General features: G+C 68.1%; 7 protein-coding genes. 4 read left to right on the top strand and 3 right to left on the bottom strand.

The genetic code is table 11. The features are described 5' to 3' along the window. The first annotated feature begins 23 nt into the window (after positions 1-23). Positions 24-545 (top strand): O-acetyl-ADP-ribose deacetylase, encoded by a 522-nt coding sequence (locus QFZ47_RS06360; RefSeq protein ID WP_307654840.1) that lies wholly within the window; start codon positions 24-26, stop codon positions 543-545. A 24-nt stretch (positions 546-569) separates the two neighbouring features. Here QFZ47_RS06360 and QFZ47_RS06355 read toward each other — a convergent pair whose 3' ends face one another. Then, positions 570-6554, bottom strand: a complete 5985-nt coding sequence (locus tag QFZ47_RS06355) for an alpha-2-macroglobulin family protein (protein ID WP_370880627.1) — start codon at positions 6552-6554, stop codon at positions 570-572. A gap of 202 nt (positions 6555-6756) precedes the next feature. Between QFZ47_RS06355 and opgC the strand changes: the two genes are divergently transcribed. Further along, on the top strand, positions 6757-7899 hold the full coding sequence (opgC, locus tag QFZ47_RS06350) for an OpgC domain-containing protein (RefSeq protein ID WP_307654838.1): 1143 nt from the start codon (positions 6757-6759) through the stop codon (positions 7897-7899). A 19-nt stretch (positions 7900-7918) separates the two neighbouring features. Here opgC and QFZ47_RS06345 read toward each other — a convergent pair whose 3' ends face one another. Further along, a complete protein-coding gene (locus tag QFZ47_RS06345) occupies positions 7919-8683 on the bottom strand; it encodes an SGNH/GDSL hydrolase family protein (protein WP_307654837.1) in 765 nt (254 codons plus the stop codon). 195 nt (positions 8684-8878) lie between these two features. Between QFZ47_RS06345 and QFZ47_RS06340 the strand changes: the two genes are divergently transcribed. Both QFZ47_RS06340 and QFZ47_RS06335 read left to right on the top strand, forming a co-directional pair. Next, the gene (locus tag QFZ47_RS06340; protein WP_307654836.1) at positions 8879-9415 is read left to right on the top strand and encodes a hypothetical protein; all 537 of its coding nucleotides are present in this window, start codon (positions 8879-8881) and stop codon (positions 9413-9415) included. An 18-nt stretch (positions 9416-9433) separates the two neighbouring features. After that, positions 9434-10735 (top strand): tetratricopeptide repeat protein, encoded by a 1302-nt coding sequence (locus QFZ47_RS06335; RefSeq protein ID WP_307654835.1) that lies wholly within the window; start codon positions 9434-9436, stop codon positions 10733-10735. A gap of 7 nt (positions 10736-10742) precedes the next feature. On the opposite strand, the gene QFZ47_RS06330 is transcribed toward QFZ47_RS06335, so the two are convergent. Beyond that, the gene (locus QFZ47_RS06330) at positions 10743-12221 is read right to left on the bottom strand and encodes a rhomboid family protein (RefSeq protein WP_307654834.1); all 1479 of its coding nucleotides are present in this window, start codon (positions 12219-12221) and stop codon (positions 10743-10745) included. Between the last annotated feature and the right edge of the window lie 13 nt (positions 12222-12234).

Genomic DNA, 12234 nt, shown 5'->3' with positions numbered 1-12234 from the left:
TCTGCCCTGAAGGGGGCATGCTCATGCAGAAGACGCTTCGTGCCATGCGCGGCGACATCACCACGCTGCAGGTCGATGCCATCGTCAATGCGGCCAATTCGTCGCTGCTCGGCGGAGGCGGCGTCGATGGCGCCATCCACCGCGCGGCCGGGCCCGAACTCCTGCACGAGTGCCGGCTGCTCTCGGGCTGCAAGACGGGCGACGCCAAGCTGACCCGGGGCTACAGGCTGCCGGCCCGGTTCATCATTCACACCGTCGGGCCGGTCTGGCGCGGTGGCTCGAACGGCGAGCCGGAACTGCTGGCATCGTGCTATCGGAAGTCGATGGAAATCGCCGGGCAGCATGGCGTTCGCACCATCGCGTTCCCCTCGATCAGCACGGGCATCTACGGCTACCCGGTCGAACTGGCGGCGCCCCTCGCGGTGGCCACGGTCCGATCAGCGCTGGCAGAGAGTGCCAGCGTGCAGGAGGTCACGTTCTGCTGCTTCTCGGACACGGACCTTGCGGTGTACGAAGCGGCGCTTGCAGAAGCAGGCCCCGCATAGAAACGCAGGCCCCGCCGCCGCGCCTTACTTCGCCGCCTCCACCTTCACCCGTGCATTGGGCATCTCGCCGAACATCTCGGGCGCGTACATCGCCTCGACACGGCTCGGCGGCAGCGCGAAGTCGCCCACGTTGTTGAGGCGCACGGTGTACTCGATCTTCACCACACCCTTGGGCAGGTACTCGTAATAGCTGCGGAAGGCCTCGAAGCTGCGCTCCTCGAAGGCCAGCCAGCCCGCGCCCGACTTGCGCTCGCCCTGCGTGGCGATCTGCGAGTCGCGGCCCAGGCCCGTGCCCAGGATGGTGGCGCCGCCCGGAATCGGATCGCTCACCACGACCCAAGTCATGTCGGTGCTGGCGTTCACCTCCACGGTCACGCGCAGCACGTCGCCGCGCGTGTACTTGCCCGCGGTGGCCTGCTCGACCGGTGTGATGGTCTTCTTGATCGCATAGCCGGCAGCGAACGGCGCCTTCAGCTGCACCGCGGCAATCGACTGCATCGTGAGCCACGGCTTGCCGCTGCCCTGCTGCGTGACCAGCAGCGTGTCGCGCACGGGAGCGCCCGCGGGCGATGCCGCCCACGGCAGGAACATGCTGTTGTTCTTCAGGTTGCCCGGCGATGCGGGCGCGCCGAAGAAGGTGCTCTGGTTGGGCGCGCCGGCCGCGTCGGTGGTCTTCACGCGCTCGACGCTGCGCCAGTCGACCTGCGCCTTCACGGCGCCGAGCGTGGCGGCCGTGACGCCGGCCACCGGCGTGCTTTCGAACACCTTCGAGAACTTCTCGAGTGCGAGCCCGCCCCACAGGTTGGCGGTGGTGGTGTGCCAGGCGCCGTTCTGCTGGCGGCCGATGAAGCCGTTGGCGAGTTTGCCGATGTCGTCCTTCCAGGCCGGGTCGTCCATCACGCTGAGCAGCAGGCGCGCGGTGTTGACGTCGCCGTTGGTCATGAGCCACCACCAGTAGTCGTCCTGCTCGGTGCTGAAGACCAGCTTGGTGCCCTGGTAGGACAGGCGGGCCTTGAGCACGTTGTTGGCCTCGTCCAGGCGCTGCTGGCGCTGCGGCACATCCTGCACGCGCTTGAGGATGTTGAGCCAGTCGATCACGGCGCTGGTGGGCCACTGGTTGGGCGCGATGGTGATGCTGCCGAGCATGCTGCCCTTGGCCGTGCCGTAGCGCGACAGGGCCTCGAGGGCGGCGAGCTTGCGCACGTCCAGGTCCTTGCGCGGGCTCCAGAACTCGCGCTGGATGCGGCCTTCGACAAAGGCGATGAGGCCCGACTCCATCGGTGCGCGCGCCGCGTCGGGCAGCGCGAAGGCGGGGTTCAGCGCCGCCGCCTCGTGCGTGGCCGCCAGCAGATACGAGGTGAGGATGTCGCTGCCGCGGTTCGATTCGCCGTCGCGCGGCGGAAAGTAGCTGGCCAGGCCGTCGCTGTCAAGATAGGTCGGCAGCTGGGCCAGCACGCCCTGCCACATCTTCGCGTCGCGCAGGCCGACCGACTTGCTGGTCTTCTGCTCGAGGCAGCTGAAGGGGTAGTTGGCGAACCAGTCGCGCACGCCCGGCAGGCCCTCGGCCAATTTGGGTTGCAGAGACAGCTTGAGGCCGCCGCGGCCGGGCAGGGCATCGGCGGGCGGCGCCACGTCGATGGTGAAGGGACCGTCGAGCTGCACCAGCGTGGCCTGCTGCACCGTGAGCGGCACCGACGGAATGATGCGCTGGCGCACCTTGAGCGCATCGCGCGCACCGCCGATCGTGTCCTTGGCTTCGATCTCCCACAGGATCGCTTCGGCGCGCGTCTGCGCGAGCTGCGCGGGGGCGGTCACGGTCCACGCCACTTCACGCGCCTCGCCGGCCGGAATGTCCACCGTCTGCGGCTCGAGCGTGAGCAGCGTGGCGCGCGGCGTGGCGTCCACCTTCATCGGCTTTTGCGTGGTGTTGCGCAAGGTGATCTGGGCGCGGAACTGGTCGTCCTCGCGCACCAGCGGCGGCAGGCCGCTGATGATCTGCAAATCTTGCGTGGCCTGGATGCTCATCTGGCCGGTGCCGAACAGGCTGGTGCCCGAATCGGCCACGGCCACGATCCTGAAGGTGGTGAGCGCGTCGTTGAGCGGCACCGTCACCACCGCCTGGCCGTTGGCGTCGAGCACCACTTTCGGGTTCCACAGGAGCAGGGTGTCGAGCAGCTCGCGCGTCTGGCCCTTGCCGCCACCGCCGCCCGCGGGCACGGCCTTGCGCCCGTAGTGGCGCCGGCCGACGATTTCCATCTGCGCTGTGGAGGTGCTCACGCCCCAGCTGCGCCGCTGCAGCATCGCGTTGAGCAGGTTCCAGCTGTCGTTGGGCATCAGCTCCAGCAGCGCCTGGTCGACCGCGGCAACGGCCACTTCGGCACCGGCCGCGGGCTTGCCGTCGGGCAGCTTGGCGGAGATGGTGATCTGCGCCTTGCTGCGCACCGGGTAGCTGGGCTTGTCGCTGGTGACCGTCACGTCGATCTGGTGCGCGCGCGTGCCGACGCGGATCTCGGCCATGCCCAGGCGGTAGGCGGGCTTGCTCAGGTCGACCATCGCGGTGGGCGCGACGTATTCCTTGCCTTCGTACCAGAACGCGGTCCACCATTCGCGCGGAGCCTTGAAGCCCCAGGTGAAGAAGCTGTACCACGGCACCTCGCGCAGCCGGCCGCGCAGCGCGAGCACGCTCACGTAGGCGTTCGGGCCCCATTCGGGCCGGACCTGCAGGCTCACGGTCGGGTCCTTGCCGTCGAGCTGCACCACATGGGTCTCGATGATGCCTTCGCGCTCCACCGACACCAGCGCGGTGGCAAAGCGGAAGGGGCTCCTCACCTGGAACTTGGCAACCTCGCCGGGCTGGTAGCTCTTTTTTTCGGGCAGCACGTCGATGCGGTCGTTGTCCTCGCCGCCGAACCAGAGTTCGCCCTGTTTGGTCACGTACACCGAGCTGGCGGCGCGGCTGTCGCGGCCTTCGCTGTCGGTGGCGCTGGCCACCAGCTCGACCTCGCCCGCTTCCTTGAGTTCGGATTCGCACAGCAGCAGTCCGCGCGCATCGCTCTTGCCGCTGCAGACGGTGCCGATGTCCTTGGTCTCGGTCTTGTTGTCGTAGGTGTAGAAGCCGCCCACCATGCGCTTGCGGCTGGTGGTGGTGATGCGCGCCACGGCGCGCACGTTGAGCGTGACGCCGGCCTGGGGCTTGCCCGAGAGGTCGAGCGCGAGCGCCTGGTACTTGAGCTTCTGGCTGGTCGAAACCCAGCCCTCGGTCTTGATGCCGGCGATCACCGAGGCGGGCCACAGCGTCTGCGTGCTGCGCAGGGTCTGCACCTCGCCGTTCGGGTCGGCATAGGTGGCTTCGAGCAGCAGCTCGCGTGCGGCCTTCACCTTGGGCACCTTGTCGATCGTGAGCTTGCCGGCGCCGTCCTTGTTGAGCGTGAGCGGCAGCTTGTCGGCGATCACACGGGTGTCGCTGGCGCTGTTGATGTCTTCCTCGGCGCCCGCGGTGTCGGCGGCAGCCGCCGCGGGCGCCTGCGAGCCGTCGGCCTGCACGCGCGGCGGGTTGAAGCTGAAAGCCTCGTGGTCGGCAAAGCCGAGGCTCTTGCCGCGCACCATGGCCGACACGCGCACCGGCAGGTTGGCTGCGCCGCCCCCGGCCACGTAGTTGATCTGCACGTCGGTGGGCACCGAGGCCACGCTCACCAGCGGCTTCTTGTCGGTGGGTGCGATGCGGCCTTCGAGCACGGGCAGGCGGAATTCCTCGACGCGGAACTGGCCGGTGGAGAAGTTGCGGTTGTAGTCGCTCTCGCCACCTTCGCCTTCGCCTTCCGAGTCGCCGCTGTTGGCGTCCTTGCCCTTGCCGGTGCGCAGCATCACTTCGTACACGCCGAGCTTGGCGGCCGGCGGTATGGCGAAGCTGTTCTCCGCGCTCAGGCCCCCGGTCGGCGTCTTGCGCCAGGCCAGCGGCTGCGTGAAGCGCTGGCCGCTGCCGGTGTGGGTGACCACCAGTGTGTCGGGCCGGTTCTCGGGCAGGCCGAAGCCCTTGCTGGTCTGGGTGCGGATCAGGTGCTTCATCGACACCGTTTCGCCGGCGCGCAGCAAGGTGCGGTCGAAGATGGTGTGGGCCACGCGGTCGGGCTCGGGCTGCAGGCTGGTGGGCACGTTGAAGCGCCAGGGCTCGATGCCGCGCTGCCAGTCGCTCCAGGTGAAGGCCAGGTCCTCGATGCCCTTGTCGTCCTTGGCGCGCGCGCTGACGAACCAGGCGCCCGCGTTGTATTCGTCCGGCCCGTTGCAGTTGGGCGCCTCGGGCACGACGCCCGTGAGGTTGACGATGCCGTTGGCGTCGGTCTTGCCGGTTGCGACGGCAACGCCGCGGCAGTCGGACACGCGCACCTCGGCGTTCGGCACCACCTTGCCCTTGTCGAGCGTGGTGACCCAGGCCATCGAGTTCTCGCGGCCGAGCTTGAAGTGCACCGCAAGGTTGGTGGCCAGCGCGGTGGTGCGCACGTACATCGTGCGGCTGGCGCCGTAGCGCTCGTCGAGCAGCGCGTCGCCGAGCTTCTGCGAAGCGATTTCGAGCACGTGGAAGCCCGGCGTCAGCGGAATGCCGATGACTTCGAACGGGCGCGGATCGCCGCTCTCGGCCTTGGGCATGTCGAGCGCCTTCACGCCCGGCTGGCCCGCGAGCAGGGACAGCATGCGGCTTTGCACGCGGGTGCGTTCGTTGGTTTCGATGACGGCGGGCAGTGCGCCCTTCACGTCCTTGCGCGCCTGTTCGCGGCTCACGGTGTAGTCGTCGTAGCGGCGCACCTTGCGAAACCACGCGATGATCTCGGCGTCGGTTTTGGGGTTCATGTCGCTGACCTTGCCGGGCGTGAGCGCCTGCACCATCAGCGCGGGCTCCACGCGCCGCACGGTCACCGGCATCATGGCCGGCGTGCCGGGTTCCGCCAGCCGCTCGACCACGCCGAAAGGCGAGGCGGCAAACTTGGCCAGCGGCGGCATGGCGCCGGTGGCCACCTTCAGCGGAAAGCTGCCGGGCGAAGCCAGCGGCCGGCCCGATGCGTCCTCGAACTTCGCGGGCAGCTCGACGGTGTACTTGGTGTCTTCCGCGAGCGGCGGGGCGAAGCTCGCGGCGCTGACCACGTCGTCTTCGCTCGGCGTGCCGCCGTCGTTCTGGAGCGTGGCATTGATCGACTTGCCGCCGCCCTTGAGCTGGATCTGCGAGGCCATCTTGCGCGTGACCGGGGCATTGAACTGCAGCTGCATCGGCCGCAGCGGCAGGCAGGCGGCCTGGGCGTTCTCGCGCTCGCAGCTGAAAGACACCGCGAAGGGTTCGCGCACCTGGAAGCTCAGGCGGCGCTCCACGTTGTTGGCCACGCCCGAGGGGGTGGCCACGCCCTTGCCGTAGACGATCTGCACCTTGCTGCCCGGCGTGAGCGTGCGGTTGCATTGCAGCGCGATGAAGCGCAGCGGGTCCCTGGCGGCTTCCGCGTCGCGGCCGAAGGCCTTGAGCAGGCCGGTGCGCTGCTCACCTTCGAGCAGCCGCACGGGAATGCGCTCGCCGATGCCGTCCGCCGCGCACCAGACGTTCTGGCGCACGCTCTCCACGGTAGCGGCGCCGTTGAGCTCGAGCACGAACATCTGCTGCTCGTCGATCCGGCCGTAGCTGCCCGGCATGAAGTTGCGCACAAACGGCCCACCGCTATTGAATTGGTAGCGTTCCGGCCCGGTCAGCTCGCCGCCCGAGGCGGGCTTGAAGCCGGGAATCCGCGTGACGGTGCAGCGCACGCCGGGCGGCAGGTCGTTCTCGAAGTCCCAGACCCAGGCCTTCGCATCGGTCCAGCGGCCGGTGCCCTTGCCGGCCTGCGCATCGGTGCAGCTCACGGCAAGCGGCGCGGGTGCCTTCGGGTCGCCGAAATTGACCGCGGGCTGGTCGAACTTGGCGACCACCTGGCGCACGCGCGCCACTTCGCCCTGCGGGGTCAGGCTGGTGATCTGGAGGGCAAGGGCCGGCATGGCGAGCAAGGCGCCGCCGGCCAGAAGCAGCGCTGGAATGGTTCTTTTCAATTTTTTCTCCACCTGGAAGCAGCGCGCAGCGTAGCCGATTTGAATGGCGCTCCGGCCGTGCCAGTCGTCATATGCCTCGGCCGCTCTTCATACAATCGGCACTGTCGTGCGTGCGCCGCGCGGACCGCCACCAAGACCTCGCCGCCGACCGATGAAACGCTACTGGGAAATAGACGCCTTGCGCGGGCTGATGCTCGTGCTGATGACCGTCACCCATCTTCCGACCCGCCTGACCGACCTGCTGGGCCAGCCCTTCGGATTCGTCTCGGCCGCGGAAGGCTTCGTGCTGCTGTCGGCCTTCGTGGCCGGGCTGGTCTACAGCCGCATCGGCTACGTGCGCGGCGTTGACCCGATGCGCCAGGCCTTCTGGCGGCGCGTGCTCAAGGTCTACCTGTGCCAGGCGGCGATCCTGCTGTTCCTGTTCACGGTCATTGCCGCGCTCGGGCTGCACATCGACCAGCCGGCGGTGAAGAACCTGATGTCCTACTACCTGGCCGAGCCGCGCGAAGGATTTCTTTTCGGGCTGCTGCTGGTCTACGAGCCCGCGCTGCTCGACATCCTGCCGATGTACATCTTCTTCATGCTGATGAGCCCGTGGGTGCTGGCCTTTGCCATGCGGCACGGCTGGACGCTGGTGATGGGCGCCAGTGTCGCCTTGTGGGCGCTGGCGCAATTCGACCTCAGCGAATGGGTCTACGGACTTGCGGTGCATTACCTGAGCCTGCCGGTTCCGTTCCACGAAATGGGCGCCTTCAACAGCTACGCCTGGCAGTTCCTGTGGTTCGCGGGCCTGTGCCTCGGTGCCAGCCGCAACCTGCCCGATGCGCGGCCGCTGCGCTTTCCGGCCTGGCTGTGGATGCCTGCGCTGGCCATCGCGCTCTACGGCTTCTGGTGGCGCCACCACGGCATCAACGGCCAGGCGCCGTTCGGCGGCGACGTGGAAATGAACCTGCTGTTCGACAAGTGGCAGCTCGGGCCGCTGCGTCTCGTGAACCTGGTGGCGCTGGGCGTGCTGGCGGTGCGCTTCGGCCCAGGGCTCATGCGCAAGATTCCGCGCCTGCATTGGCTCGAGGCCATGGGCGCGGCCTCGCTGCCGGTGTTCTGCGCGCACCTGGTGGCGGTGCTGCTGGTGCTGGCCTTCTACGGCGACAGCCAGACCGCCCGGCCCTGGTGGGGCGACGGCCTGCTGCTGCTGGCGGTGTTCGCGGGCATGTACGCGGTGGCGCGCTTCACGCGCGGGGCCGACCTGCCGCCGCCGGCGGAAGAGGTGCCGACGGAGACTGCGCGGGCCTGAGGCCCGTCAGGAGGGCCGGTCAGGGCAGGGCAGCTGCCGGGGCCGCGGCCGGCGCAGCCCCTGGCAAGTGGCTGGTGATGATCGACTGCCAGAGCCGATAGCCCTCGTCGGTCATGTGCAGCCGGTCGCTCCTGAACAGTTCCGGCCGCGGCCTGCCGTCGGCGCCGAGCATGGGTGTGAAGACGTCGATGTATTCGCTGTCGGGCAGCCGGTTCAGGTAGGCCGAGATCACGTTGTTGGTTTCGCGGATCTGCGGCATCAGGCGCTCGCGCGAGGGGCTCGGCTTGATCGAGATGAAGCTGATGCGCGTGTTCGGCAGCTCGGCGCGCACCGCATTGGCAAAGCGCGCAAAGCTCTCGAGCACCTGCAGCGGCGTGCGGCCCTCGGCCAGGTCGTTGTCGCCGGCGTACACCAGCACCTGCCGCGGCCTGTAGCGCACCACGAGGTCGCGCGCGAACAGGCTGCAGTCGGCCAGGGTCGAGCCGCCGAAGCCGCGGTTGACGATGCCGGGGACCTGGCGGAAGTCCTGCCCGAGGCTTTTCCACATGCGCACGGTGGAACTGCCCACGAACACCACGCCGCCGGGCGCCGGGAACTGCTGCTGGTCGGCCCGGAAGAAGGCGGCCAGCTCGTCGTGCCAGCGCGCCTTGGCCGCGAGGTAGTCGGAAGAGGCATCGGCCGCCGTGCTGTCCAGCGCCTCATAGGGGAGCACGGCGTTGTGGTTCTGGGCCTGCGCGGCGAGTGCGGTTGTCAGCAGCAGCGCGGCGGCCAGCGCGGTTTTCATCGAAGGCATCGGAAAAAGACGGAACGCTGATCGGATCGTATCCGCGGATTGTGGGGCATGAAGCATCGGCCGCGAATGCGGCCTGGCTGTGCCGCCCGGTCCGCACCAGCCCCCGCCCCACGCCCTCAGGAAACATTCCGCAACGTATACTGCCTCGCAAAATCGGAGCGGAGCGCACAGCGTGCGGGGCGGGAAATGAAGCAAATTGCGATCGTCGTCGCCCTCTGCGTGGGCGCGTGGTACTTTTTCCTCGGCGGGCGCAAGCTCGACGAGGCCATGGTGCGCCAGTACTACGAGAAAGAGGCGCACGCCGTCTATTCGCGCGATGCCGAGCAGCTGTGCAAGCAGCTCAGCAAGAAGGCCGTGATCCAGAGCAAGACGATCATGATGGGCCGCACGCAGGAAACCACCAGCGACCGCGAGCAGGCCTGCGAGTCTGCGCGCAAGACCTTCAAGATGTTCGAGTCGGTGGGGGAGCGCATGGGCGGCATCCTGACCATCGAATACGAGTACCACATCGACAGCATCGAGATTGCGAGCGACCGCAAGAGTGCCACCGTCGAAGGCACCAGCGTGCTGAAGATGGGCGAGGCGGCCATGCAGTTCAAGAGCAGCTTCACGCAGCGGCTGGAGCGCGAACTGGGCCAGATGCGGCTCGTGCGCGGCGACGACGTCACGGTGGTGCGCCTGGGCGGGCGCGGCGCCATGAGCCAGGGCGACTTCTTCAAGTAGCACGCAGGCGCCGCCATCATGATCGCCAACGACTCGCTGCCGCCTCCGCCGCCTTTCTGGCACCGCCTCAACAGCTTCTTCGCGTTTCCGTTCCAGCTGCGGCCGCTGATGTATGGCCTGGTGCTCGCGTTCTGCAGCCTGCTGTTCGAGGCCATTCCTTTTCTGCATCCCGGCCTGTCGCTGATCGTGATCGAGCTGGGCATCGTGCTGGCGGCCAGCCGCTACGGCTTCAAGGTCACCGCGCTCGGTTCGCGCGGCATCTGGCGCTCGGCCGATTTTCCGCGCCAGCTGAATGAAGACTGGGTCAACCTGCCCTGGAAGCTGTTTGCCATTTCGGTGGTGCAGGGCGCGCTGATCGGCTGGCTGGCCTGGTACGAACCGGTGCTGGGCACCGTCGCGGTGTTCGTGGTGTCGTTCACCTTTCCGGCCGCGATGATCGTGCTGGTGCAGTCGGGCAGCTTCTTCCAGGCCATGAACCCCGGCCATGTGATGGATGCGATGCGCATCATCGGCTGGCCCTATGCGCTGCTGTGCTTCTTCCTGTTCCTGCTGAGCGCGGGCGCGCAGATCGCCATCGGCATGCTGCTGCCGATGATCGACGGCCTCATCGTGCTGCCGATCGCCAATTTCGCGTTCATCTATTTCGGCTGGGTGATGTCAAGCCTGCTGGGCTACGTGATGTACCAGCACCACGACGCCTTCGGCATCGACCTCTTGCCCGGCGGCGGCGTGGACGACGGCGCGCCGGTGGACCGCCGCACGCCCGAGCAGATGGCCGCGCAGCGCACCGATGCCGAAGTGGCGCAGCTGATCACCGACGGCGACGTGGCCGGCGCACTTGGCATCGCCTACGAGGCGCAGCGCGTGGCACCGGCCGACGACCTGGCGGCGCAGCGCCGCTACCACCGCGTGCTGCTGCTCGCGCCCGAGAAGGCGTCCACGCTGCTCGACCATGCGCGCCGCTTCATTCCGCTGCTGTTGCGACGTGACCTGGCATCCGAAGCGCTCAAGGTCTTCAAGGCCTGCCGCGAGAAGGACAAGGCCTTCTCGCTCGACGACGCACCGACGGTCATGACGCTGGCCAAGGCCGAATGGCGCAACGGCGATGCGCATGCCGCGCTCGCGCTCCTGTCGGGATTCGACCGGCGCTTTCGCGGCCATGCGGCCATTCCGCAAGCCTACGAACTGGCGGCCCGGGTGCTGGTGCAGGGGCTCGGCCGCGCGGACATGGCGCAGCCGATCCTGACGACGCTCGAATCGCGCTTTCCGGACAGCGAGCAGACGCAGGAAGTGCGCTGGCTGCTGCGGCCCACGGCGTAGGTTCTTGTCAGGCGCGCTCGAGGGTGCGCGTCACCATGTCGTTGGGCGCGAGCCGCAGCAGATGCGGCAGCCAGCCGACGGCCATGTCGCGCTCGCCCGCATGCAGCAGGCCGTTGGCGCAGACCGACAGCGTGTCGGCCAGCTCCGGATGGTCGGGCGCGATCTTCAGCAGCACGCGGCACAGCTTGTCGGCGTCCTGGAACTGCCGCACGCGCGTGAAGCGGCGCGCCAGGCGGGCCATGTCGTCGGGCTTCAGGCGCGCGCCCGGCTTGGCCTGGTCGAGGTAGGTGGTGTAGCTGGCGTGCTGCAGGGCCAGTGTGTCGGGGTCGGTGGCCGGCAGGCGGAAGATGCGGCGCGCGGCTTGATGAAAGTCTTCCCCCGCGGGCTGCAGCCGCGCGGTGTTGAACCAGGCGCGCAGCGTGTCGGTGTCGCCGGGGCGCAATGCGGCGGCGGCGCGCCATTCGGCGCAGGCGGGCTCGAACTTCATTGCCGCCGACAGCTTGCGCGCGGCGGACACGTGCTGTTCGAAGCGATCGTCGTCGGTCACCATTTCCGATTTCACGGTTTCGGGCGTCTTGACGCGGCCCAGCCACATGGCACCGGCCATCAGCGTGGCGCCCGTCAGCAGGCCGCCCAGGTGGGCCATGTAGCCGACGCCCTGATCACCCCACCATTGCTGCATCAGTTCGTTGGCGATCCAGGCCGGCAGCAGCAGCAGGGCCGGCGCCGTGACGTAGTTGAAATAGAAGAAGAGCTGGTAGAAGAACCGGATGCGCCGCAGCCGGTACATCACGGCGTACATGCCCATCAGCGCCGAGATCGCACCCGAGGCGCCAAGGCCATGGCCGCCGTTGCCGGCATAGGCCCAGCCAGCCAGCAGCGAAGAGCCAACGGCACCGAGCAGGTAGAAGGCCAGGTAGGTGCCGCGCCCCAGCGCCAGTTCGACCGAGAAGCCGAACAGGAAGAGGAACAGCATGTTGCCCAGCAGGTGGCCGGTGTCGGCGTGCAGGAAGGCCGCGGTGATCCAGGTCCAGGGCTTGAGCTCGGCGCCCTTGTCATGGTCGAGCGACCAGCGCTCGGTGAACGGCACAGGCCGCATCGCCTCGTACTGCTGGCGGTCACGCTTCCATTCGGCATAGCGCGGGTTCGCGGGCGTGATGACCTCGTCAGCCTGCAGCTTGTGCAGGAACTTCCTGTCGTTCTGGAGGCCATCGAGCAACTGCGGATGGGCTTCCTCGTGCGGCAGCATGCGCCGCGCCCGCTTGCCGCGCTTGGGGTCCGTTTTTTCGAGCCACTCCACGAAGGGCGGCAGTTCCAGCTCGGGCAGCACGCTGTGCGCGTAGTAGTGGGCCGCGCGCTCGTCGGCCTTTTCCTCGCTGCGCTGTGGGCCCCAGAACACGATCATGTTCACGAGGATCAGCAGCACCGTCATCCACGGTGGATTGCGCCAGCTCGGTTTGTTTTCGAGCGGGATGGCGTAGAACAAGCGGGGCCTTGAG

The organism is Variovorax paradoxus (genome assembly GCF_030815975.1).
Taxonomy (GTDB): domain Bacteria; phylum Pseudomonadota; class Gammaproteobacteria; order Burkholderiales; family Burkholderiaceae_C; genus Variovorax; species Variovorax paradoxus_N.
This window is presented reverse-complemented; position numbering and strand designations above follow the sequence as displayed.